This window comes from Pedobacter sp. UYEF25 (assembly GCF_054061655.1).
This window is the reverse complement of sequence record NZ_JBSSEL010000002.1, coordinates 209,785-233,691: the sequence shown is the minus strand read 5'-3', so window position 1 is coordinate 233,691 and position 23,907 is coordinate 209,785. Positions and strand designations below refer to the sequence as shown.

The following is a 23,907-nucleotide window of genomic DNA, read 5'->3' as shown; positions in this document are numbered from 1 at the left end:
AGTTAGCATATAAGCGAGTAATTTAAAATTTCTTTATTGTGGATTTTGGATTAAATGGTCAAGTGTGACATCGCGTTGTGGTAATGGCAAAAGAAGCTTGTTTTCGGTAACAATATACGATCCTGAAGGGATATTTGAAAATTGTTTAATCTGACTTTGCCCATGTGCGTTCATAACAGCTACGGCCTTGCCAGATCTAACCAAATCGTACCAACGTTGATCCTCAAATGCCAATTCGACCCTGCGTTCTTGCATTATGGCATCTCTAAAAGCATTTTGGTTATTTACAGCAAGCAAAATATTGGCATTACCTGAAGTCTTTTTTGGCAAACGTGCACGCATTCTTATTTTATTTAGTAGCGTAAATGCTTCACCTCCCGCTGTAAAACCTTGTTCATTGAGGCATTCAGCCATCATTAACAATACATCAGCATAACGAAGTAGCGGAAAATTATCGTTTGTTCGCCCTCTATCTACAAATCCGTGGTTGTATTTTTTAACATAAGGTACGTTTACGAATTTACCATCGATACCTGTAAAGCCAACTGCCAGCGAAGCGTCTTTTCTGGCGTCTCCCGGCTCGTATGCATTTATTAAATCTTGCGTCGGAATATTCCAACCGCTCCCAGAACCAAGTTGGGTGCCTGCATCTCCTGTTACAATACTACCGGAAGTGTTTGGCGCAAATTGGTATAAAAAATTACTAGCAAGTTCTGGTTTTGTGCCTAAATATTGGATTTCAAAAACCGATTCTGCATTATTTTTATTAGCAGGGTCAAATACGCTCGCATAATCTGCTAAAAGCGAATAGCCCGTTACTTGTCTCAGCGCAATCAGGGCCTCGGTATATTTTTTCTGAGTAAGCAACACCTTTCCCAAAAGCGCAAATGCAGCTCCTTTCGTTGCCCGACCGATGTCTGCTCCAATATGTTTTTCTGGAAGCGAAGTAGAAGCAGCAGTAAGATCATTGATGATTTGGGAGTATATATCGGTTTCTGGAGCTCTTCCTTTAGAAACGGCATCACTTGGAGACTGTACAGAAGTTAATCTTAAAGGCACGCCGCCAAACTGCCTAACAAGGTTGAAGTAATGTAAAGCACGAAGAAATTTCACTTCACCTCTATATTTATTTTTCGACTCTGCAGTCATGGTTATACCCTCTATATGATCTAAGACATCATTACAACGTGATATTGCGGTATAGTTTTCTTGCCAATATTGTTGAATAGGCGGAGCGGTAGCAGTTGCAAGGAATTCATCTATAAATTCTCGTTGCTCTAAACCTCTATCAGTTGGGTTATATTGGTAGGTGGTATTGTCTGATCGCATTTCTCCAAACATCCAATAACTTGTCAATCCCATGCCGATTAGAGAACTGTATGCGCCATTTACGGCTTGCTGTATATCTGTTTCCGATTTAAAAAAATTCTGCCCTACAATTGTTGCCTCAGGTGCCTGATTTAAAAAATCTTTTTTGCATCCAGAAATTCCTATTGAGATTACTAAGACTGGCAGTACAATGTATTTTATAATGTGTTTCATATTTTAGCTGATTAAGTCTTCCTAAAAGTTAAAAAGTTAAATTCAGGCCCAAAATTAGCGTTCTCGCCAATGGGTAATTTGTAAAATCTTCTCCAGGAGTTAAAGCTCCTGCATTTGACGTATTAGATTCTGGATTGCCATTGTATTTGGTAAAAGTAACCAGGTTTTGGCCACTCATATACAATCTTGCTCCTTTAACTATTTTCGTGGCTGCAAGCAGATCTGTATTGAAGTTATATCCTAACGTAACATTTTGCAAACGTAAAAAGCTGGCATTTTCAACCCAAGAAGAATTTACATCTCTATAAATTACTCGAGATCCATTAGTTGTCGGCGTTATACCATCGCCTGGGTCAGTGGCAGACCTCCAACGATTCAATACTTTTTGATCTACATTAAATACGCCGTCTATGTTAAGTAGGTATTGGTTGGCTGTTTTTAATTCTTGCCCACCCTGCGACCCCACAAATATCACATTCAAATCTAATTTTTTATAAGAAAAAGAGTTTGTAAAACCGTAGGTAAAATCTGGTTGGGCGTGCCCGATAACTGCAAAGTCTTTTACTGGTTCTATAATTCCGTTCCCATCCACATCTTTATATTTTATTGATCCCACCACAGAAGTTACATGTTTTGGAGAATTGTTTAAATCATTTTGATCTTTATAAATTCCCTCCAAAACATATCCAAAAAATTGTCCAATGGGTTGTCCCACTTCAGTTTTGTGCGTGTAAGATCCCTCTCCACTTAAACCACTATAAATAGGGTCATTATTTGCATTAAGCGCAAGCACTTTATTTTTATTAAAAGAAATATTAAAGTTGGTATTCCATGTAAATTCCCCTTCTAGATTATGTGTTACAAGTCCAATTTCTAAACCTTTATTGCTTATTTTGCCTGAGTTGATAATCGCGTTTGAATAACCAGAAGACTGTGGGATTTCACTGTTATAAAGCATGCCTTTTGTCAAGCGATTATAATAATCGACAGTTAGATAAATGCGATTCTTAAACAAACCCAAATCTATTCCTGCATCAAACTCGTTCGAGTTTTCCCACGTAAGGTTTGGGTTATTTAGAGAAGTAGATACTCTACCATTCGCAAGCGTGCCATTAAATGAATAATTTGCTGTTCCGATGTTAGAGGTGTATGTGTAGTTACCAATGTTAAAATTCCCTGCTTTTCCATAACTAGAACGCAATTTTAAATCACTTAACCAAGTTAACCGCTTAAAATAATTCTCATGAGACAGTCGCCAACCAATTGCAGCAGATGGAAAAGTTCCATATTGTTTATTGGCTCCAAAACGTGATGATCCATCAGTCCTCACGGTAGCAGTAAGTAGGTATTTGTCTCTAAAATTGTAATTTACTCTCGCCAAATAGGAAATGAGCGACCATTTCTGGATGTCTTGTCCGTAGGAGCTGATAACAGATGCTGCATTGATCGTTTTAACTAAATCGTCTGGATAATTGTCTGCGAAGAGACTGATAGCGTTAGAACGCTCCTTTTGTGCGGTATAGCCTGCAACAGCACTAATGTGATGGTCTTTTCCGAAAGTCTTATCATAATTTACCAATAACTCCGACAACCAATTAAAATTTGTGTTTTTAAAAGTATTAGAGTTTGGAACTACAGGAGCTGGGTTACTTTCTCCTCCGACAGTAGATGGGTTAAAATTGAAGGTATTTTCGCTGCCATAATCTACATTATAGCTGTATCTGACCTTTAAACCGCTTACAATTTCATATTCTGCAAAAGCATTGCCCAAGCCACGAAAGTAGTTAGCTTTTGTACCTGCAAACTCCAAGGAATTTAATGGATTTGGCGCGCCGATAGAACCAGGAGAAGAAATAAATGATGTTCTATTGCCCGAAGCGTCATAAAGTGGAATAATTGGACTTAACCAAAGCGTTCTTGTAAGAATATCCCTGCCTCCAGAATCAAAGTTGTTCCGGTTCTGAACACTGTTAGTTGGCGTGAGATTTATGCCAACTTTTAGCTTCTTGCTAATGTTGGTTTCGATGTTTGCACGAATGGCGTATCGTGAAAAATCGGTATATTTAATTGTTCCCTCCTGCTCAATTCGGCCAATAGAAAAATTGTAATGGGTATTGTCAGTTCCTCCACTAATGCCTACATCTAAGTTGTTTTGGTTTGCGGTACGAAGTACTTCATTGTACCAATTGGTTCCTGTTCCGTATTGTGACGGATTTCTAAATTCTACGGGAATGTCGGAAGTGGTTATCGGAACTCCTCGAAAAGCGAAATCATCGGTAATGATGTCCTGCCTGAACTGAGCGTATTGCTCGCCATTTAATATTTTCGGTCTGCCTGTTTGAGGGACATTTTGAATGCCAACGTAAGAATTAACAGTCACGACTGGCTGCCCAGACTTCCCTTTCTTTGTGGTAATTACTACTACTCCATTAGAACCTCTAGAACCATAAATAGCCGTTGAAGATGCATCTTTTAATATGGTGATCGATTCTATGTCGTCCGGATTAATTACATTTAAAGGATTGTAGGTGTTTCCGCTAGAATTTGAAATCGGATATCCGTCTACCACAAAAAGCGGATTGTCGCCTGCACCAATAGATCCTGAACCTCTAATTTTTATGGTTGTGCCTCCTCCAGGAGTACCAGTGGTTGTGCTAATTTGTACACCGGCAACTTGTCCGACCAATTTCTGATCAACGGAAGTTACAGGCAAATCTTTTATCTGGTCTGATGAAATGATGGCAATTGCGCCCGTTAGGTCTTTCTTTTTTTGCGATCCATACCCAACGACCACCACTTCAGACAAAGAACCACTTGTTGCCATCAGCGTAACATTTAATCGAGTTTCATTAACAACTATTTCTTTTGATTTATATCCAATGAACGTAAACACTAAGATATCTCCTTTATTTGCAGACAAAGAAAAATTACCATCAGGATCAGTTGATACTCCTTTTTTAGTTTCTTTTACAAATACGGATACCCCGGGCAGTGAGCTTCCGTCATCCGCGCTACTCACTTTCCCTTTTACGTTAATTTCTTGTGCATCGACAAACGTAGTCAGCAGTATAAAAAATAACAAAAACAGCCAGTATCTAGCTCTGGATAAGATGGGTAAAAATTTATTTTTCATAACAGGAGATTAAAAGCTGGTCTCGCTAAAGAGGCAAGACTAACCTTATTTTATATTTGGATTCCTAAACTAGGCAGTTCGCTGAAAGCGGGCAACCTGTTCTATCCTGAGAACTATCCTGTACTGTTATGAAAATTTATGGCTAATAATTTGTTAGTCAAATGTTTGAATAATCCAAATTATTTTTTTGAAAACGATTTTTAAAAATCGCAAGAAGGCGAAATTTTCTAGATTTAGCTTTATAAGTGAACGCTAAATTTCTCAAAGCTAACTCCACGTATTTCCATCACTTACAGATTGAATGCTGTTATTTTACAATGATTTTTGCTAAACAATCTTCTTTGAGATGATTAATTGTTTCTCGATCAGTTAGGAGATACGGAAAAATGTCGATATTGTGTATTGAAAGTTTGGGTCTGATACTTTTTCCCATTTGGATCGAATTTAAATTTATTGTTAGTTTTGATGATCAATATTGCCTCATTTTTTCCATTTATAGCTTTGGATAGGTGCAACATAATTAAAAAACAGTTAATTTGGAGCTATGAAAATAAGAATTCACTATTTTACCATTTTACTAATCCTATTGTCGACGAGTATTTACTCGCAAAATAGAATTAAACCCTCAAATTTTAAACAATCTTTTAATTATGGAAAATCGGTAGCAGTTTTTGGCGGCTCTGTGTCGGTAATTCCTGCAAGTGATAGCGCTAAAGTGATATGGAAAGAGTATCTGGGAATGAAAGTGACAAATTTTGGAGTTGGCGGTGCAGGTTTTTCTTCATTACAGGGAAAATCTTTGCAGCAGCAAGTTGATGAGGCTGGCGTTTTTGATATCTATATACTCTGGGCATCAACAAACGACTATACCAATCACAGAGAAATTGGAATTTACACAGATTATACAGAATTTGATCACTATGACAAAACGAAATTAACTACCCAAGCCGGAGGAATTAATTATTGTATTAAGAAAATTTATGAGACAAACCCAAACGCTGTAATCTACTTTTTTACTTCTAGCAAAGCCTTCGTTGATAGGGGTGGTTATGATCCATTTGATCAGAAGGGAATGAATAAATACGTTGAAATGCAAAAACAGGTTTGCGAACTTCATGGCATCCCACTTCTCGATCAGTTTTTTTCTGGTGGATATAACATATATAACAAGCAATTGTACTATCACGATGCAATACATATGAATGTTGCAGGGTACAAAAAATTAGGGGAATTACAAGCGCTATTTCTTGCCTTCCCATAATTTGCTAGAATTAATTATAAATGAGTTGCAAGCATTCCGGAAACATTCTCTCGTTTTTAACGGTTATCCAATTTTTTTGGGCAACAGTTACTTAAACGGGTTTATTAGCGCGTGATACCGAGATCTGCTTTTTTCTTTCCAAGACATCCATTCTCAATTGTTGGGTGATTTCTTTAATTTCGCCTAACAGACGCCTGTATCTTACGCTCGCTTTCATATTGTCTTTTCTATAAAATTCGTCGCTTTGAGACTGGGCTTCGGTGAGCAAATCTCTAATTTTTTCTAGCTTAGTCATATTGTAAGGAGGCCAATGCGTGTATTTTGAGTGCTTGCATCATAGCATTTGATCCTAATCATTAAATAATTTGACATAAGTCTATAAGTTAAGAAATTAGATTCTACTTCTTTTTAGCATTAATGAAGTTTTTAATAAATCACCCGAAGATTGTTTAATGAGTTTCTGAATGACATATTTAAACGTATCAGCAAAATTATACAGCTTTGACGAATTTAAACGAGACAAATAGTCATTTTATTTATCTTTTTTGATACCTTTTTCGATTTGACAGAGAAGGAGCACAAACGAAACTTAAAAAATGTAGGATAGGTAATTATGTTATATTCTAAATGTTAATTTGAAATCAAACTAAATAAACGCTAAGAAATCATTATCCATACGGGACAATGATCACTCGTTTTTTCCCAACCACGCACATGTTTATCAACGTCGGCATCTAGAAGCCTTTTTAACACAAGTTGATTTATTAAAAAATGATCCAACCTAAGGCCGGCGTCACGGGTGTAAGCGTGACGTAAATAATCATAAAAAGTATAAATCCTAAGGGTAGGAGAAAGGCTGCGAATGGCGTCTATCCAACCGATTTTTATTAGGTTTTGATAGGCGCGTTTAGATTCGGGCAAATATAAGGCGTTGTCTAGGTATTTTTCTGGTTTGTAAGTATCTAATTCTGTGGGAATAACGTTATAATCCCCTATTAAAAGCACAGGAAGATTAAACGAAAGCAATTTTTTTGCGTGTAAAGTAAAGCGTTTAAACCATGCTAACTTATAGTCGAGTTTAGGGCCAGGTGCGGGATTTCCATTGGGTAAGTACAAACATCCAATCACCAGTCCAAATACAAAACCTTCTATATATCGGCTCTGTTCATCATCCGGATCACCATCTAAACCTCTACGGGTTTCTTTAATTTCTTCCGTTGACAATATTGCAACGCCGTTCCAACTTTTTTGTCCATGCCAAATTGCGTGATAGCCAGCCTCTAACAACGCTGCTTGCGGAAATAGCTTGTCGGGACATTTCAATTCCTGTAAACACACTACATCTGGCTTAGCCTCTTTTAGCCATCTTAGTAAAACAGGAAGTCGACCGTTTATACCGTTGACATTATAAGTGGCGATTTTTAAAGACATTGTTTAGGATCTAATTGGGTAGGCAAAAAACATCTATTTCTCGCAGTTGTTTTCTTAAATTTAAAGAGATTAACGCGATCGTTTTTTTTGAGAAGTATTTTGTTAACGTTACAAATGATCATTGTAAACAGGGGTCAGCAACTCGCTTTCTTAAAATGGCTTACTCCTGAAGATTGTCTTTTGAAAAATCTGAAACAAATTGGCGCAGCATAAAAAGATTAGAATGTGCTCGTCCCATGGTATTATTGAAATATACAAACACTTTTTTCCCTTCCGAAAACCATTCCGTTATATAACTTGCATATTCAGCAAGCACATTTTCTTCATAACTGCCTCTATAGTTCCCTTCCGGGCCGTGAAATCTCAAGTACACAAACTTAATATTGTTAGTCATTAATGGAGTGCTAGAAGGAATTTTGTCATGGATTACCACGGAGAGATTAAAACTTTCTAAAAGTTCATAAACTTCGGCTACATATAAACTTTGATGGCGAAATTCCACGGCAATGTTCCATCGCATGTCCGGATCGTTTTCTCTAAGCGCGGCCATTAGGGATTGAAGTTGTAAAAAATGGGTAAGGCGAACGCTTGGAGGAAGCTGAACGAGTAAACAGCCTCTTTTCTCGCCAACCTGTGAGATTACATGGAAAAACCGACGAAGTAATTCTTGCTCGAAAACCAAACCTTTATTGTGGGTGATTTCTTTAAAAAGCTTGAAGGTAAATTTAAATCCATCCGGCACATCTAATGCCCAATTTTTCACTGTGGAAGACAGCGGGATTTTATAAAAGGAGCTGTTGATTTCGATTGAATTCATAAGCGAACTATAATAGCTCAACCTACTTTTATTTCGATAATTTTCTGGATAGTAAGATTTATTTGGCACAGGCAGTAATAAGCCGCTTGTGCCAGAATAATAACGGCCAACATCCGTTTCGATAATAGGATGTCTGCTCTTCATAATTTCGGGTGGCTTTTAAACTTTACAAAATCGAACATGCCTTAGAAACCACAAGCTCGCCTAAAAAGTTTGTTCATTTAAATAGAATCACCCCCAGTGTAGATTTTAAGATTTTACCTATCAATCACATAGAATATGCATTTAGTCGAAACCTTCGTATCTAAAGGTTCTGAATTTTACTTTACCTTCGCCGATAGAAAATAGTGCCGGTTTTAAATAACCCCAGCCTCCCAAAGTATTGGTTTCATACCCGGACATTTGGTTTACCAATTCTAGTCTCGTCCATTCTTTGCCATCTAAACTGTAATAGTATAGCAAGTCGTTGTGATCATTTTTCAGTCTTAAGTAAACCAAGTCCTGTTTAATTTCACCGGATTCTCTACTTTTCTGACCCCTATTATTTATTCGGTAGAGGTGATGGTCTGAAAACTCCAATCCCGCGTAATATTCTTGATTATAATACAACATTAACCCGCCGCTTGCAGTATTTGTGCCTGCATTTAAGGCTACGGTTACTTCATAAGAGTCGTTTCCTGGCATAATTGGTAAAGGTTGGGTTTCAGAAATTGATCTCCCCAAACCTTCAATGGTTAACGTTCCGCTGTCGACAATAAATCGATCTTTATGCTCGTTTTTTAATACATTCCATTGACTGCCTAGCTGTTTTCCTTCAAAATCATCAGACAATTTCATACCGTGAACAACAGCTTTGCCCACTGGCTTTTTAAGGGGTTTGGCAACATCTGCGGTGTCAGGTACCTTACACCAACCATCTTTTGTCCATTCTATGGGTAAAAGTAAAGTCTGCCTACCAATGGTTTTGTTTGCATTTTCAAATCCATGAAAAACAATCCACCACTTTCCATCTGGCGAGTCTACAAGCGTTCCATGCCCGATTGAAGCCCATTTGTTAGCTCTATTTGTATTTCTAACAATGGGGTTGTAGGGGTTATTTTCCCAAGGTCCGAACGGTGTTTTAGAACGCGCAGAAACCACCATGTGGCTCGTTGCCGGCCCTGCGGTTCCACCTTCAGCTGCCGTTATGTAATAGTAGCCGTTGTGATAAGTAAACTTTGGAGACTCAAGACAGAAGCATTCTACAATCCATTCTTTTGGGAAAACCCAGCCTTCATAATTTCTTTTCAGTGTGCTGGTCACACTTAATCCATCATCCGCCAACGAAACCATGCCGCCACCGGCAAGGTTTAAATATCTTTTTCCGTCCTGTGCTGCAACATGACCTGGATCTATTCCACCAATTTTTAAATCAATAGGTTTGCTCCATGGTCCCGCTGGATTTTTTGCAGTTACCACCCAATTTGTCCCTCCCGCAGGAAAATATATGTAAAATAAACCTTTATACTTAATAATGTCTGGCGCCCAAACGCCTCCGACAAAATCTGTTAGCGCATTCGCGATAGGTTTCCAATTTACCAGGTCTTGCGACTGCCAAATCAATAAACCCGGAAGATTGTCAAAAGAAGAATGTGTCATGTAATAATTATTGCCGTCTCTTACCACGGATGGATCTGCATAGTTTCCTCTTAAAATAGGGTTTTCGAAATAACCATTTCCCAAATCAGCATGATACTGATTTTCTATGCTTTTGATTTTTGTATTTGATTGGCTATAAGAGATTAACCCATTTAATACGAACAGTGTTAAAAGACAAAAAGTTTTGATTGTTGGACTCATAGTTTGGTTTAGATTGCTTAGCCAAAGATGCAGAAAATGGTTTGTCGAAAATATTCAAATTGTACATGCTTTTTTACTATTTGTGTGTTCTCGTTAGCAAAAAAAAACTACCATTCAACTATTAAATAAAAAGTTCTCCAAAAAACATTTTGGTGTTTTAAGATTCCTGTATACTCAGCCTGTAAAATTGAGCCGATTGTCAATCAAATATTTGGGTAACTTCAATAAGCACATGGTGTCAATTAATATGGACGAATTGCTAACTTGCATCGCCCAGTTTTGATTTAATTTGTATACTTCATTATCTTTAAAGACAAAAAGTTGTCGTCATAACATCTTATGTTTGATGTTAGCGGCAAACTTTACAGCTCAATTAAAACACCTGATGATAAAAAAAATTACCCTAAGTTTTTTCGTAGTAATATTTTGTTTAAGCGCTTTCTCGCAAGAAACAACTGTTCAATACCTCTCTGGCACAGACAAAGACCACACGGTTCTTTGGGATTTTTATTGTACTGCTGGTCGGAAAAGCGGTGAATGGGCGAAAATACCTGTGCCTTCCAATTGGGAATTGCAGGGATTTGGAACTTTTAACTATGGCCATGATAAGAACAAGGCAAGCGAACAAGGTTTGTATAAACATCAATTTTTTGCCCAAAAATGGACCGGGAAACGGGTCTTCATCGTGTTTGAGGCATCCATGACTGATACAAAAGTGATGATAAACGGAAAGTTGGCAGGCCCAATTCACCAAGGTGCATTTTATCGATTTAAATACGACATCACATCATTAATAAAGTTCAATGCTCAAAACTTGTTAGAAGTTACAGTGGATAAAATGTCTGCAAACAAGTCTGTAAATCAGGCGGAAAGAGAAAGCGATTTTTGGGTTTTCGGCGGAATATTTAGACCGGTTTATTTAGAAATCGTTCCGAATACATACATAGACAGACTCGCCGTGAATGCGAAAGCAGACGGTTCATTCGAAATGGATGTATTTACAGGCAACACGAAGGATGGCGAAAAACTAGAGGCGCAAATTCAGACCTTAAACGGTAAAAATTTCGGTGAGCCATTTTCTCTCAACATTCAAAAAAATAAAGATTCGGTGCGGCTTAAAAGCAAAATTAACAATCCTCGGTTGTGGAGTGCTGAGTTTCCAAATAGATATCAAGTTATTGTTTCATTAAAGGAAGGAAATAAGGTATTACATAGCTTTAAGCAGAAATTTGGTTTTCGGACTGTTGAGCTCCGTAAAGAAGATGGCTTTTATGTAAATGGAAAAAAAGTTATTTTGAAAGGAACCAATAGACACAGTTTTTGGCCTGAAACAGGGCGTACTACAAGTCATAAGATAGATTTATTGGACGCAAATCTTATGAAAGAGATGAACAACAATGCCGTACGGATGTCTCATTATCCACCAGACCAAGACTTTTTAGATGTTTGCGATTCTCTTGGCTTATATGTTTTAGACGAATTAACAGGCTGGCAATCTAAATACGACACCATGGTTGGGCGGAAGTTGGTTAAGGAACTTGTAGTGAGAGATGTAAATCATCCGTCTATTGTTTTTTGGGACAATGGAAACGAGGGAGGCTGGAATACAGATTTAGATGGAGACTATGCGTGGTACGATCCACAAAATAGAACGGTTATCCATCCGTGGACAAAATTCAACGGAACGGATACACATCATTATCCCGACTACCAGGCGATACAAGATAAAGTGGCTACTGGCAAAGAAGTCTTTTTTACAACCGAATTTTTACATGGTTTGTTTGATGGTGGTAACGGTGCTGGCCTAGACGATTTTTGGTCGCTGATGATCAAACATCCTCATGGAGCAGGTGGTTTTCTCTGGGCATTTATAGATGAATCGGTTTTGCGTGCCGATAAAAATAATATTTATGATAGCGATGGAGACCACGCGCCTGATGGTATTTTAGGTCCCCATAGAGAAAAGGAAGCAAGCTTTTATTCGATAAAGGAAATTTGGTCTCCAATTTATATCAATCCAAAACCAATTGATAAAAGTTTTGATGGAAAAATAGAAGTCGAAAACAGATATGATTTTACCAAGCTCAGTCAATGTAAATTTGTTTGGAAGCTCGTGCGATTTCCAACCTCGTCGAGTAAATCTACAGACGCTAAAATTCTTACTGAGGGGAAACCCCTTCCTCTAGAATTACAACCAGGTGAAAAAGGGATGTTAAACCTAAGTTTGCCGAAGGATTGGAACAAAGCCGACGCATTGTATCTTACTGCATTTAACCCGGACGACAAAGAGCTGTTTACTTGGAGTTGGCGAATAAACACACCAGATCTCAAAAACAATTTTAAGATACAAAGTCCTTCAATAGGAAATACCTCAGCGATAGAAAAGGACAGTGTTTTAGTTGTAACTGTCGGTACAACGATCTATCATTTTAATAAAAACACTGGTTTTATACAATATGTTAAAAAGGGCGGAAAAGTAATCTCTCTCTCGGATGGGCCGGTTTTGGCAGGCCCTGCTACGGAGTTAAAATCTTTTAAAAATTACAAGAGCGGAAAGAAATACATCATCGAAGCAGATTACAGTGGAGCTGCATCATTGAAGGTAAAGTGGACATTTGTTTATGGCAGCCCAGCAAGGTTAGATTATACCTACACACAGACAGGAGATGCAGATTTTATGGGAATCACTTTCAATTATCCAGAGCGTAAAGTGACAGGGTTAAAATGGTTAGGACGTGGACCTTATCGGGTTTGGAAAAACAGACTTCGCGGACAAAAATACAATGTTTGGCACAAAGATTACAACAACTCCATTACTGGGGAGAGTTGGAATTATCCGGAATTTAAAGGCTATCATGCACAAGTCAATTGGGCGGTTATAGAAAACAAGGAATCGCCTTTTACCATATTTACAGATGATAAGAATATGTTTTTACAAATATTTAAACCGGCTAGAGAGAAAGCCGCACTAAAAAACAACAATGTGGAGCCGGCCTTTCCAAAAGGTGACATTGGGTTTTTGCAGGGCATTAGCCCTATTGGCACAAAGTTTAAATCACCAGATAAAATAGGGCCACAGGGTCAAAAAAACAAAAATGAGGGAAAGCCAGTCAACGCGACGCTTTGGTTTCAATTTTAATTAAAAAAGACATAAATTTACTGAATTTAGAAAATGAAAAAATTACTTTTAAAAAGAAGCGGATTGAGATTTGTTGCTGTTGCAGTGCTACTTTTAAGTCTCGCTTGCGCAGCGGTTTTAACCTCATCGTATGTGTCGACCAAAAAGAAGTCTTTAAAAAGCGACATTGATTTACCAATCATCACGTTAAAGGCGCAAAAAATTACGGATACATTAGAAGCGCTTACCGATATGGCTTTTCCAAGAACCGGTGAAATGTGGGTATGTAAACAAAATGGGGTGATTTTGAAATTTAAGGATGGCAAGCAAAGCAATGTTCCTGTGTTGGATTTAAGAAGTAAAACCATAAAAATAAATAACGGTTATGAAGAACGCGGTCTTTTAGGCATAGCGCTTCATCCAGACTTCAAAAAAAACGGTAAATTTTATGTTTTCTATAGCAGGCCTATTGAAAAAAAAGGATTTAACCACACCGGCGTTGTCGCAGAATATAGGTCTACTCAAAGTGGATCTGTGGATCCAAACAGTGGTAGAGTTATCCTAGCGGTAGATGAGCCGGATGGCAATCATAACGGCGGCTGCTTGAAATTTGGGCCGGATGGTTATTTATATGTTTCCTTCGGCGATGGCGGAGGTCAGCACGATAAGCACGGTCCTATTGGCAATGGACAAAATATGAATACGTTGCTTGGAAAAATCCTTAGAATAGATGTGAATACAGATAGCGGCTATAAAGTTCCAGCAGACAATCCCTTTGTTGACAGCGCCGATGTAAAGCCAGAAATTTGGGCCTATGGATTTCGCAATCCCTATCGTATGTCCTTCGATAAGGTTACCAAACAACTTTTTGTTGGCGAGGTTGGGCAAGATTTATGGGAAGAAGTAGATATTGTAAAAAAGGGTGCAAATTATGGATGGAAAATTATGGAAGGTACCCATTGCCATAACGATGAAAATAAACCAGATGACGGCTGCGACATTAAAGGACTTACCATGCCGATCGATGAATACAGCCATAAGATTGGCATTAGTATAATGGGGGGATATGTTTATAATGGAACTGAAATACCGGCGCTAAAAAGTAACTATTTTTTTGCCGATTGGACCGGGCCGATGTTTTACCTAAAGCAAAACGGCACCAAGTGGAACAGAGGAAATGTAAAGCTCGCTAATTTTCCAGAAAACTTGAAGATTACTGGAATAAATGAGGATGAAAACGGCGAACTATATTTGCTTACTAATCCAGATACTGGTCCTGGAAATAAAAAATGTGGAATTTTTAAAATCGTAAAGAATTAATTTGAATTAGAAGATGTTAAAAGGAATAGCCATTACGGCAATAATAACGGCATGTGTGAGCCTCTCAAGTACTGTCAGCGCTCAAACGGTGAAGAAAAAGAAAACAACGATCGCCTCTTCCACGAAAGCGGATATTGTTCAAGGAGGACTACTGATTTCAAAATCTGATTGCTTAAGCTGTCACAAACCAACAGTTAAATTGATAGGACCATCCTTTCTAGACATTTCAAAAAAATACCCGGTAAATGAAAAAAATTATGCCATGCTTGTAGAAAAAGTGATAAAAGGAGGCAGCGGAAATTGGGGTCCAATGGCAATGTCTCCTCACAATGATTTAGCTCCTAAAGATGTGAAAAAGATGATTTCTTACGTATTAGCGACAAAATAAATTTGATCATGTCTATCGATGTTTCAAATGATGCTTTCTAGCCGAAATGGAACGCCCAAAGAATGACCATGTCAGTACCAAACACCAGAAAGGTTGTTGCACTGGATATTGGTCACTTGGATGTTGCACATCCAACTCATAATAGGGAGGTTGGTGACAGGCTGGCTAGGTTTGAGTTAACTACAATAAGTCCAAAAAATGGTTGCATCAGCTATGCTGTACAAAAGCGTTAAAACCATAGGTAATCCGTTGATCGTCTATTTTGAGTCGGCTTCCGTGCCAACAAGTTTAATGGACAAACATGGTAAGCCGACTGATTTTGAAATCGCAGGCGTAGATAAAATTTTCATTCAGCGAAAGCCATAATAAAACGATGCTAAATAGGAGTGAGTAATCCAGCGTAAAGCAACCGGGCTACATAAAATACCCATGGAGCGATACCGCAGTTACTTCCTTATTTTATAAAAGAGGTTTGCCTGCTTCCACATTTCCGTCAGAAAAAAAATCTAAAATTTGTAGACGTTATTAAAAAAATACGATTGAATAAGAATCAATCTTTTTCACAATGTTGCCTGAGCTGTTTTGGTCCTTGAGGCCAAATAAATGCAGTGGTTTGCTTTTTCCATCCCATACTTTTATAGAATTTATCTGCTCCTGGCGCTGCACTTAAGTTAACGAAGTGATAATTGACCAATTGACTGTTTAGCGAACCGACTAAAAACTTCCCTAAACCCTTTCCTTGATGAGCTGGGTCCACCACAATGTCCGCTAACATGGCGTAATATCTTCCATCTCCAATTACTCTGCCAAAAGCGATGATTAAATCGTTATGATAAACAAAAATAATAGTCGTGCTTAAGTTAAAAGCACTTTGTATTTCGTCTGCTACCCTATGTTTCCAATTGACTTTTTGAAATAAATGCAAGATGGATTGCCAATCTACCGCATTAAGATCTGGATTGATTTGATACTGGTAGGCAGGATTTTTTTTGAAGCTTTTCAGTTCCGTAGTAGGCTTTAAAAAACTCGGTACAACAAGATCTTCCATATAATTTTTTGCTAAATTACCTCGCATAACGATGTCACCTTAAAAAAGTTTGACTTATTTTTTCTAGATAAAAATCGGTTTTATCTCAGAGTAATTTGGCGGCGTATTCTCCAGAGGTTTGGAGCTTTTAAAAATAAATCTATGGGCTAAAAAAGCCTATTGTACAATTACACAACATCTTTGAGTTTACTTCTTTTAAGCTTTTAACATCTACAAGTTACGCGAAGTTTAAAAAGCCAAAGTATTTTTTTTCAGCAATTCAGAAACTCTTGCTATAAAATCGTCGATGTCGAACGGTTTGTTGATGAAGTCATCGGCTTCGCATTTTTTTCTTATTTCATTAAGACTAGAATGTGCGGACATCATCATAACCGGAATGTGTCCGGTGTTATAATCTAGTTTTACTTCGCAACAAAGGTCAATTCCATTCCCATCTGGCAGCATTACATCTAGAATTACCAGATCTGGTCTTCGGATGAGAACCTCCGCTCTAAAAGTGCTTGCATTCTCGCACAAATGCACTTGATAGTGTTCCATTGTAAGCAACATGCCTATTATTTCTCGAATATCGTCGTTGTCCTCAACGACCAAATTGTGCTTACTCATTAGATTTTATAGGCAATATTTTTATAACTTAATTCATCAAAGAAAAGTTTGGAGTTTTTAACTTTTTTGCGAGTCATAAATCCGAGCATTTCCTCTGGGCCGGTTCCATAATCGAATTCCTCATAACAACAGCTTCAAATGCGAAATCGTATCGTAGATTCTGCGCTAATATTTTGAACTGCTAGAGCGTTAGAAGTGCAACTATTTTTATTGATTAGAAACCGGATTTCTCCGGATTTACCTAACCAAGTAATCAGCTAGGGAAAAAACATGAAAAGATTTTTACAAATAATTCAACAATATAAAATTTTTGATTTATATGAATGTATTTATTTACTTTGCTTGTAATATTTAGAAAAATATAATTGACTAGTTTCCACTTTAATTGGTTTGCATTTGTAATAATTCTCCAAACTTTTCTCTTTATGGGAATTTATTTACTATACTCACCAAGTACACCTTTAAAAGTGATATGACAAGCCATTCCTTAGCTTTGGATTTATAGTTTGATGGACGTTGGTAAAGACATAAATATAATAACATGCAAAAGTATGCCTACAAATTTAGGTAGTATTCAATCTCCAAGGAATAAAACATTCGATACAATTAAATAATAAAATGTCGACACATCTAATTTTACAAATTGATAAAAAGGATAACGTATTGGTAGCATTGCAGGATTTAATTCCTGGAATGGACATCATTTTCGGGGGGTCATCCCTTATCATTAAAGATAAAATTCCGGCAAAACATAAAGTCTTTATCAGTGACATGGAAGCCGGAGACGAAATTACCATGTATGGTGTTTTAGTGGGTAAAGTACAACACGCTGTTAAGAGCGGTGAACGGATGACTACTGAAAATACCAGACATGCCGCAGATCCTTATGATTATCGACAGGTAGATTATAAATGGTTAAAACCAGACATTTCTAAATTTATTGGAAGAACGTTTAATGGCTACCACAGAAATGACGGAAGCGTTGGAACCGCCAACTATTGGCTTTTTATCCCCACGGTGTTTTGCGAGAATCGAAATATGGATGTGATCAAAGAGGCGTTGCATCAAACATTGGGTTATGCGGTAACCGATAAGTACAAGCTTTTTTCATCTCAATTGATTCAAAATCTAAAAGACGGAAAAGCAATTGATCAGGTAGATTTTCCTCCGGCAATAGAATCACGTCAAAACCGCTATTTTAAAAATGTAGACGGCATCAAATTTTTAAACCATCAGGGAGGTTGTGGCGGCACAAGACAAGATTCTGAAATGTTGGGTAAATTGCTAGCTTCATACGCAAACCATCCAAATGTAGCCGGGATTACGCTTTTAAGTTTGGGTTGTCAGCACTTGCAGGTCGGTAATTTTTTAGCCGATATCAAAAAATATCATCCTCAGTTTGATAAGCCTGTTTTGGTATTCGAACAACAGAAAATGCAGAGCGAAGAAACATTAATTAAAGAGGCCATTCAGCAAACTATTTCTGGCCTAGTGGAGGCTAATAAAGTGGAACGAACACCTGCGTCTTTAGCACATTTAACCGTTGGTGTAAAGTGCGGCGGAAGCGATGGGTTTAGTGGTATATCGGCAAATCCGGCTGTAGGTTACACAGCAGATTTACTGGTTTCTCTAGGTGCAAAAGTCTTATTGGCAGAGTTTCCAGAATTATGTGGGGCCGAACAAAATATGATAGACCGATGCGAAAGCGAAGAAATTGCCAGAAAGTTTATGCATTTAATGCGCACCTACGATGCGCAGGCACATGCAGTTGGTTCTGGGTTTTTTATGAATCCTTCGCCAGGGAATATTAAAGATGGGCTAATTACAGATGCTATAAAGAGTACTGGAGCCGCAAAAAAGGGAGGGACTTCTCCGGTGGTCGATGTATTGGATTATACTGAACAAGCGGTTAAACCTGGTTTGAGTTTGGTTTGCACGCCTGGTAATGATGTAGAAGCAACTACAGGTAAAGCGGCGAGCGGGGCAAATTTGATCTTATTTACCACGGGTTTGGGTACACCAACCGGAAATCCAGTTTGCCCAGTAATTAAAGTGGCTACGAATACCCAATTGGCAAATCGTATGGCAGATATCATCGACATCGATACCGGAGCAATTATTCGCGGTGAAAAATCAATCCCAGAAATGGGAGAAGAGATATTGGAACTATGTATTAAGGTCGCAAATGGAGAGGTGATTGCTAAAGCGGTATCCTTAAATCAAGATGATTTTATCCCGTGGAAAAGAGGTGTAAGTTTATAATTGAATGTTAATCTAAAGAAAAAAGGCGATAATGTTTAGTTTAGAAGGAAAGTCAGCAATAATTACTGGCGGTGGTAGTGGCATAGGAAAGGCCATAGCAGTTCTGTTTGCAAAGCAAGGAGCAAAAGTTTACATCTTAGAGTTGAATGAAGAATCTGCAAAACAAGCGGTAGATGAAATCAATAATTTTGGTGAAGCTCAAGCATTTTCATGCGACGTGAGTAAGCAAATTGAAGTATTCTCTACATTTGGCAAAATTGAGCAGGTAGATATTTTGGTAAACAATGCGGGCATCGCTCACGTTGGTAATCTGGAAAAAACGGCTGAAGCAGACTTTGATCGTATCTATCAAGTGAATGTAAAAGGCGCCTACAATTGTTTATACGCAGCAATACCTATGATGAAAAAATGTGGTGGTGGTGTCGTACTAAATATGGCTTCTATTGCTTCGATAGTTGGAATCGCAGATCGTTTTGCCTACTCTATGAGCAAGGGTGCAATTTATGCGATGAGCATGTCTATAGCTAGAGATTTTATGGCCGATGGAATTCGCAGTAATAGCATTTCTCCCGCTAGGGTACACACGCCTTTTGTTGATGGTTTTATTGCGAAAAACTACCCAAACAATCGGGAGGAAATGTTCGAAAAGCTATCAAAAAGTCAGCCAATTGGTCGCATGGCAAAACCCGAGGAGATAGCTGCATTGGCACTTTATCTTTGTTCTGATGAAGCAGGGTTTATTACCGGAAATGACTATCCTATTGATGGTGGATTTATAAAGTTGAATAATTAGAAATGAGATTTGACGGGTGAGATTTTAGACAAAAAGAATGCGAGTAATGTATCATTCAGCGGCTGCAGAAGCATAACGATGGTTTTTTTTTAAAAAAGCAATGTTGATAAATGGATAAGTTTGATTTAAGCGGCCCCTCAACAATTATATAAAATTGAAGCCGTAAACTATGGCGAACTAAAAGTTTAAGAAAATGAAATTAATAAGATACGGAGCAGTAGGCAAAGAGAAAACTGGGATAATAATTGATGGTAGAAAGTACGACACATCTGGTTTTGGAGAAGATTATAACGAAAATTTTTTTGAAACAGATGGTTTAAATAGATTGGCTATCTTTATTAAGGAGAACAAAAAAGGCCTTGCGTTAGTTTCGGATTCCGAAAGATTAGGACCTCCAATTTGTCGTCCATCTAAGTTAGTTTGTATCGGATTAAATTATGCCAAACATGCAAAAGAAACCAATGCGCAAATCCCTAGCGAACCTATCGTTTTTTTCAAAAGCACTACCTCTATCGTAGGTCCGAATGATGACGTTATGCTTCCAAAAGGGTCTCTAAAAACTGATTGGGAGGTTGAATTAGCGGTAGTTATCGGCAAAAAAGCCAGTTACGTTTCTAAAGAAGAGGCCCTAAATTATGTTGTCGGTTATGCGCTCCATAATGATGTAAGTGAGCGAGCTTTCCAGTTAGAACGTGGCGGACAGTGGGCTAAGGGAAAAGGATGCGATACTTTTGCTCCACTTGGACCATGGTTGGCGACGAAAGATGAAATCGGCGATCCAAATAATTTACGCCTTTGGTTGAAATTGAATGGTAAAATTATGCAAGACGGTAAGACGGATGATTTTATTTTTGATGTGGCTCATGTTGTTTCTTATCTGAGCGAATTTATGACGCTTTTACCCGGCGATGTCATTTCTACTGGAACACCGCACGGTGTAGGTTTAGGTTTCAATCCTCAGATTTATTTAAAACCTGGCGACGTAATTGAATTGGGAATTGACGGTTTGGGAGAGGCGAGACAACACGTGGTAGTTTATTCCAAAGACTAAAATGCCTGCATTTTCTAGATAACAACGCCAATCGGTCTTCCTTCAAAAACTCAAAAACACAGGTCATGGATTTAAATTTAAAAGACAAAATTATTTTAATAACCGGCGGTGCAAAAGGCATCGGTTTTGGAATTGCAGAAGCTGTTGCAAAAGAAGGAGCAATAGTTGTAATTATTGGAAGAAATCAGTTCGATAATCAAAAAGCAACAGAATTAATTGCCGAAGCTGGTGGACGGGCTTTTGGGATTGAAGCAGAGTTGACCAGTCCAGAAGCTTGTGCAAAGGCGGTACAGACGGCCATTGAAAAATTTGGAAAAATTAATGCTTTGGTAAATAACGCGGGTTTGAACGATGGTGTTGGCTTAGAAAATGGGGATTACGAACGTTTCGTAGAAAGCCTGCATCGCAACCTTATTCACTATTATTTAATGGCTCATCATGCCTTGCCAGAACTCATTAAATCAAAAGGAAATATCCTTAACATTTCCTCAAAAACTGGTGAAACCGGACAAGGAAACACTTCCGCTTATGCCGCATCAAACGGAGGCCGAAATGCATTGACTAGAGAGTGGGCTGTAGAACTGCTAAAATATGGCATACGCGTGAACGCACTCGTTGTTGCCGAATGCTGGACTCCACAGTATGAAAATTGGATCACAACGCTAAAAAATCCAGAAGAAATGTTAACTAAAATTACAGCAAATATTCCTTTGGAAAACCGGATGACTACCATTGAAGAAATTGGGAATACCGTTGCGTTTTTACTGAGCGATAAATCTAGCCACACTACCGGGCAAATTATACATGTAGATGGCGGCTATGTTCATTTAGACCGAGCTTTAGCTAATGCATAGTTTTATTTGCAATCTAACTATTTCTAGTGTTACTGTAGCAATCGTTGCTATTTCACGCATCGTAGACTTTGGTCGCAAAAATGAAGTATTTCGTTTGTTATTTGCAAAAAATTCTAATTTTTATTTATAGGCAAAAACATCAATTTCAGCAGGAGGGTTCGGGAACCTAAAATCAATTCATATAAAGGAATTTTAATGGTAGGGTCTTGTTGCCATAAAAATCCAAAGTTTAAATAATTCTATTGTATTTGGGTTAAATAATGCTTGTCGCAACATTGTATTTTTAGTTTTGTGCCCAGAATGCACCACTTAAAATATGGTAGATTGATCAGAGTTTAAAGATTCAATACACCATATATTACATTTATATAAATCAAAGATTTTGCATTATGGAGTTTTTAAAGCAAGTTTATCTAAAATATTTCAGATGATACAGGTTATTAACCGATCCATAGACATCCTAGAATACGTTGCAGAGGAGATAAATCGACCTAAACTTATGGGTCACATCGCTCATGATTTAAATCTTCACACCAGTACATGTGCCAACATTATAAAAACGCTTGTTGAGAGAGGTTTATTACGAAAGGCCGACGAACAGAAAGGTTATTTAATAGGGCCGCGATTGCTAGAAATTGGTCATGGAAGTTTAGGTTTTACTGAGTTAATAGAAAGGGCAACCCATCTGTTTTCTGACAAGAGCAAAGCACTCAGCGAAAATTGTCTGATAGCTTTTTTAAAAGAAGACAGACGGCAAGTTATTTTTACAAAACCGAGCGATCAATTAATCCAAGCTACTACGCCCCTGGAAAAATTAGCTTTCGATTCGTCGACAGGTAGATTGTTAATTGCTTTTTTAGAGGAAAAAGACCTTCATATCTACATCAAAAAATACGGGTTACCAAATAAGAATACATGGTTTAAAGCAGCTTCTAGAATCGGTTTTTTTAACGAGGTGAGGAAAATTAAAAGTCAGGGTTATGCTTTAATAGAAGATACCGTACAAGTGGTAGGCGTAGCTGCACCAATTTATAAAGGCGACAAAATAATTGCTAGTTTCAGTATTTATTTGCCTTCATTTAGATTTAATATTGGGGTAAAGGCTGAACTAATAACTCAATCGCTTTCTCTAAGCAAATTACTTTCTAAATAGGTCGCCATGTTTTTCGCTTTAATTGATCTACTATGAAATCAGTAAAACTTAATTTACACGCTGCTTAAGTTTTTCGTTGGTAAAGTTAAGGTCTATGGGAATTGCTGCTTAAAAAATAGCAAATTGGGTTTATTGAAGGTAGCTCATCATCGTGAAGAAAACATTAGCCATTTTCTTTTTACAAATTGATTCGAGGTTCAGCAAAGATAAGTTCCGCAAACAGATTCTCAATAGGGGTAAGATTAATTCCTCTAAGAAAAATTGTTTCATTTTATTTTCATTTACCTGCAGTAGTTTTGATGGTATAAAGAAAATAGATATGAAAAAAATACTCACAGCAGCCCTCTTGGTAACCATGTTTACCGGAGTTATGGCTCAACAAAAAACCACCGCATCTGTAAATTCGAAAAATAGCACAGTGGTTAAAATGGATAAAAAAAGTGTAGAAGGTGCGCAAGCAAGCCAAGCAGATGCGAATGTGAATTCGGAAGGTTTAACATCTAAATTAAATGACCAGAACAGCGCAACCAAGCAGCAACTGAAAGAAAATGGAACGGTTGCAACTCAACAAACTTCGGATGGTCAGACTTCTGTAAGTAATGATTTAATAAATAGTGCTTCGGTTGGCAATGATTTAGAAGGAACCTCGATTGGTTCCACATTACAATCTGCTTTAGCGGTAGAAAAAAATGGAACAATTGAGAATGGTTTAATTTCAGGAACAAACCAGGGAGCTGCTGTTTTAAATCATACAGGAATGGCTGCCGGACAGCTCAATTCTAGTATTAAGTCGATTTCTACAAATGTAAAAACTAACGTAAAGGTTTTAACTAATATTAATGTTAGTCCAAAAGTGATTGTGACCAATTTGAACATTGTTTCAGGAATTAAACTTTAATTAATTCTAGATTTGGGAATCGAGATCGGTTCCCAAATTTATTTAAAATGAGATACAGTTTATTCACTTTTTTAATTATAACGGTTGTTGCATTCCGCAGTCAGGCTGCGGATGTTAGAAAATCCACCATGGATCCAATAGCGTTTTCTGTGGGTTTAAGTGTGCAGCAAGATAGCTTATCGAAGGCTAAAAAAGTAGAGAAGAAGGCTGCCGATAAAGATAAAAAGGAAGGCCTTCCTCAAACTGAAGATGCATTAAAAATTGTCCCAAAGGCTAGAAATAAAGCCATTCCAAGGGCAATTGTTGTGCCTTCCATTAAGATCAAATCTCCCCGTATTGTACCTATAAAAGTAAAGGTTAAGGTAAATACGCAGGTGAAGATTAAACTATAAA

General features: G+C 37.7%; 20 protein-coding genes. 12 read left to right on the top strand and 8 right to left on the bottom strand.

The genetic code is table 11. The annotated features are described in order from the left end of the window. Positions 1–33 precede the first annotated feature (33 nt). Together ACVWYG_RS03020 and ACVWYG_RS03015 are read right to left on the bottom strand one after the other, a co-directional pair. Complete coding sequence (locus ACVWYG_RS03020; RefSeq protein WP_457268652.1) at positions 34–1,542, bottom strand: RagB/SusD family nutrient uptake outer membrane protein; 1,509 nt, start codon at positions 1,540–1,542, stop codon at positions 34–36. A 28-nt stretch (positions 1,543–1,570) separates the two neighbouring features. After that, entirely contained in the window at positions 1,571–4,675 is a 3,105-nt protein-coding gene (locus ACVWYG_RS03015; protein ID WP_457268651.1) for a SusC/RagA family TonB-linked outer membrane protein, read from the bottom strand. Between the two features lie 544 nt (positions 4,676–5,219). Here ACVWYG_RS03015 and ACVWYG_RS03010 point away from each other — a divergent pair. Next, positions 5,220–5,936, top strand: coding sequence for an SGNH/GDSL hydrolase family protein (locus ACVWYG_RS03010; protein WP_457268650.1), 717 nt, complete (start codon positions 5,220–5,222; stop codon positions 5,934–5,936). A 91-nt stretch (positions 5,937–6,027) separates the two neighbouring features. Here the strand turns inward: ACVWYG_RS03010 and ACVWYG_RS03005 are convergent, their stop codons facing one another. From ACVWYG_RS03005 to ACVWYG_RS02990, 4 genes are all read right to left on the bottom strand, one after another. Then, positions 6,028–6,231: a hypothetical protein gene (locus tag ACVWYG_RS03005; protein ID WP_457268649.1), complete on the bottom strand. Its 204-nt coding sequence runs from the start codon at positions 6,229–6,231 to the stop codon at positions 6,028–6,030. A gap of 362 nt (positions 6,232–6,593) precedes the next feature. After that, positions 6,594–7,367, bottom strand: a complete 774-nt coding sequence (gene xth / locus ACVWYG_RS03000; RefSeq protein WP_457268648.1) for an exodeoxyribonuclease III — start codon at positions 7,365–7,367, stop codon at positions 6,594–6,596. Positions 7,368–7,527: 160 nt separating this feature from the next. After that, entirely contained in the window at positions 7,528–8,328 is an 801-nt protein-coding gene (locus ACVWYG_RS02995) for a DUF72 domain-containing protein (protein WP_457268647.1), read from the bottom strand. Between the two features lie 141 nt (positions 8,329–8,469). Beyond that, positions 8,470–10,023, bottom strand: a complete 1,554-nt coding sequence (locus ACVWYG_RS02990) for a family 43 glycosylhydrolase (protein WP_457268646.1) — start codon at positions 10,021–10,023, stop codon at positions 8,470–8,472. Positions 10,024–10,408: 385 nt separating this feature from the next. Here ACVWYG_RS02990 and ACVWYG_RS02985 point away from each other — a divergent pair, with 385 nt between their 5' ends. The 4 genes from ACVWYG_RS02985 to ACVWYG_RS02970 all read left to right on the top strand — a co-directional run bounded on the left by ACVWYG_RS02985 (position 10,409) and on the right by ACVWYG_RS02970 (position 15,215). Continuing rightward, the gene (locus ACVWYG_RS02985) at positions 10,409–13,162 is read left to right on the top strand and encodes a glycoside hydrolase family 2 TIM barrel-domain containing protein (RefSeq protein ID WP_457268645.1); all 2,754 of its coding nucleotides are present in this window, start codon (positions 10,409–10,411) and stop codon (positions 13,160–13,162) included. 33 nt (positions 13,163–13,195) lie between these two features. Continuing rightward, positions 13,196–14,461 (top strand): PQQ-dependent sugar dehydrogenase, encoded by a 1,266-nt coding sequence (locus ACVWYG_RS02980; RefSeq protein WP_457268644.1) that lies wholly within the window; start codon positions 13,196–13,198, stop codon positions 14,459–14,461. A 13-nt stretch (positions 14,462–14,474) separates the two neighbouring features. Then, positions 14,475–14,849 (top strand): c-type cytochrome, encoded by a 375-nt coding sequence (locus ACVWYG_RS02975; RefSeq protein WP_457268643.1) that lies wholly within the window; start codon positions 14,475–14,477, stop codon positions 14,847–14,849. Positions 14,850–15,047: 198 nt separating this feature from the next. After that, the gene (locus tag ACVWYG_RS02970) at positions 15,048–15,215 is read left to right on the top strand and encodes a hypothetical protein (RefSeq protein ID WP_457268642.1); all 168 of its coding nucleotides are present in this window, start codon (positions 15,048–15,050) and stop codon (positions 15,213–15,215) included. 184 nt (positions 15,216–15,399) lie between these two features. Here the strand turns inward: ACVWYG_RS02970 and ACVWYG_RS02965 are convergent, their stop codons facing one another. Both ACVWYG_RS02965 and ACVWYG_RS02960 read right to left on the bottom strand, forming a co-directional pair. Continuing rightward, positions 15,400–15,897 carry a GNAT family N-acetyltransferase gene (locus tag ACVWYG_RS02965; RefSeq protein ID WP_457268641.1) on the bottom strand — a complete coding sequence of 166 codons (498 nt, stop codon included), beginning with the start codon at positions 15,895–15,897 and terminating at the stop codon, positions 15,400–15,402. 228 nt (positions 15,898–16,125) lie between these two features. Next, positions 16,126–16,503 (bottom strand): response regulator transcription factor, encoded by a 378-nt coding sequence (locus ACVWYG_RS02960; protein ID WP_457268640.1) that lies wholly within the window; start codon positions 16,501–16,503, stop codon positions 16,126–16,128. 618 nt (positions 16,504–17,121) lie between these two features. Here ACVWYG_RS02960 and ACVWYG_RS02955 point away from each other — a divergent pair. From ACVWYG_RS02955 to ACVWYG_RS02925, 7 genes are all read left to right on the top strand, one after another. Continuing rightward, the gene (locus ACVWYG_RS02955; protein ID WP_457268639.1) at positions 17,122–18,765 is read left to right on the top strand and encodes a UxaA family hydrolase; all 1,644 of its coding nucleotides are present in this window, start codon (positions 17,122–17,124) and stop codon (positions 18,763–18,765) included. A 31-nt stretch (positions 18,766–18,796) separates the two neighbouring features. Continuing rightward, positions 18,797–19,558, top strand: coding sequence for an SDR family NAD(P)-dependent oxidoreductase (locus ACVWYG_RS02950; RefSeq protein WP_457268638.1), 762 nt, complete (start codon positions 18,797–18,799; stop codon positions 19,556–19,558). Positions 19,559–19,751: 193 nt separating this feature from the next. Then, positions 19,752–20,609 (top strand): fumarylacetoacetate hydrolase family protein, encoded by an 858-nt coding sequence (locus tag ACVWYG_RS02945; RefSeq protein WP_457268637.1) that lies wholly within the window; start codon positions 19,752–19,754, stop codon positions 20,607–20,609. A gap of 65 nt (positions 20,610–20,674) precedes the next feature. Then, the gene (locus ACVWYG_RS02940; RefSeq protein WP_457268636.1) at positions 20,675–21,463 is read left to right on the top strand and encodes an SDR family oxidoreductase; all 789 of its coding nucleotides are present in this window, start codon (positions 20,675–20,677) and stop codon (positions 21,461–21,463) included. 427 nt (positions 21,464–21,890) lie between these two features. Then, on the top strand, positions 21,891–22,616 hold the full coding sequence (locus tag ACVWYG_RS02935; RefSeq protein ID WP_457268635.1) for an IclR family transcriptional regulator: 726 nt from the start codon (positions 21,891–21,893) through the stop codon (positions 22,614–22,616). Between the two features lie 319 nt (positions 22,617–22,935). After that, the gene (locus ACVWYG_RS02930) at positions 22,936–23,514 is read left to right on the top strand and encodes a hypothetical protein (protein ID WP_457268634.1); all 579 of its coding nucleotides are present in this window, start codon (positions 22,936–22,938) and stop codon (positions 23,512–23,514) included. A gap of 47 nt (positions 23,515–23,561) precedes the next feature. Beyond that, entirely contained in the window at positions 23,562–23,906 is a 345-nt protein-coding gene (locus tag ACVWYG_RS02925; RefSeq protein WP_457268633.1) for a hypothetical protein, read from the top strand. Position 23,907: the final 1 nt, after the last annotated feature.

Bases quoted from the DNA above. Each gene is read 5' to 3' on its own strand.
- ACVWYG_RS03020 (WP_457268652.1), bottom strand. From the start codon at position 1,542: ATGAAACACATTATAAAATACATTGTACTGCCAGTCTTAGTAATCTCA.
- ACVWYG_RS03015 (WP_457268651.1), bottom strand. From the start codon at position 4,675: ATGAAAAATAAATTTTTACCCATCTTATCCAGAGCTAGATACTGGCTG.
- ACVWYG_RS03010 (WP_457268650.1), top strand. From the start codon at position 5,220: ATGAAAATAAGAATTCACTATTTTACCATTTTACTAATCCTATTGTCG.
- ACVWYG_RS03005 (WP_457268649.1), bottom strand. From the start codon at position 6,231: ATGACTAAGCTAGAAAAAATTAGAGATTTGCTCACCGAAGCCCAGTCT.
- xth (WP_457268648.1), bottom strand. From the start codon at position 7,367: ATGTCTTTAAAAATCGCCACTTATAATGTCAACGGTATAAACGGTCGA.
- ACVWYG_RS02995 (WP_457268647.1), bottom strand. From the start codon at position 8,328: ATGAAGAGCAGACATCCTATTATCGAAACGGATGTTGGCCGTTATTAT.
- ACVWYG_RS02990 (WP_457268646.1), bottom strand. From the start codon at position 10,023: ATGAGTCCAACAATCAAAACTTTTTGTCTTTTAACACTGTTCGTATTA.
- ACVWYG_RS02985 (WP_457268645.1), top strand. From the start codon at position 10,409: ATGATAAAAAAAATTACCCTAAGTTTTTTCGTAGTAATATTTTGTTTA.
- ACVWYG_RS02980 (WP_457268644.1), top strand. From the start codon at position 13,196: ATGAAAAAATTACTTTTAAAAAGAAGCGGATTGAGATTTGTTGCTGTT.
- ACVWYG_RS02975 (WP_457268643.1), top strand. From the start codon at position 14,475: ATGTTAAAAGGAATAGCCATTACGGCAATAATAACGGCATGTGTGAGC.
- ACVWYG_RS02970 (WP_457268642.1), top strand. From the start codon at position 15,048: ATGGTTGCATCAGCTATGCTGTACAAAAGCGTTAAAACCATAGGTAAT.
- ACVWYG_RS02965 (WP_457268641.1), bottom strand. From the start codon at position 15,897: ATGGAAGATCTTGTTGTACCGAGTTTTTTAAAGCCTACTACGGAACTG.
- ACVWYG_RS02960 (WP_457268640.1), bottom strand. From the start codon at position 16,503: ATGAGTAAGCACAATTTGGTCGTTGAGGACAACGACGATATTCGAGAA.
- ACVWYG_RS02955 (WP_457268639.1), top strand. From the start codon at position 17,122: ATGTCGACACATCTAATTTTACAAATTGATAAAAAGGATAACGTATTG.
- ACVWYG_RS02950 (WP_457268638.1), top strand. From the start codon at position 18,797: ATGTTTAGTTTAGAAGGAAAGTCAGCAATAATTACTGGCGGTGGTAGT.
- ACVWYG_RS02945 (WP_457268637.1), top strand. From the start codon at position 19,752: ATGAAATTAATAAGATACGGAGCAGTAGGCAAAGAGAAAACTGGGATA.
- ACVWYG_RS02940 (WP_457268636.1), top strand. From the start codon at position 20,675: ATGGATTTAAATTTAAAAGACAAAATTATTTTAATAACCGGCGGTGCA.
- ACVWYG_RS02935 (WP_457268635.1), top strand. From the start codon at position 21,891: ATGATACAGGTTATTAACCGATCCATAGACATCCTAGAATACGTTGCA.
- ACVWYG_RS02930 (WP_457268634.1), top strand. From the start codon at position 22,936: ATGAAAAAAATACTCACAGCAGCCCTCTTGGTAACCATGTTTACCGGA.
- ACVWYG_RS02925 (WP_457268633.1), top strand. From the start codon at position 23,562: ATGAGATACAGTTTATTCACTTTTTTAATTATAACGGTTGTTGCATTC.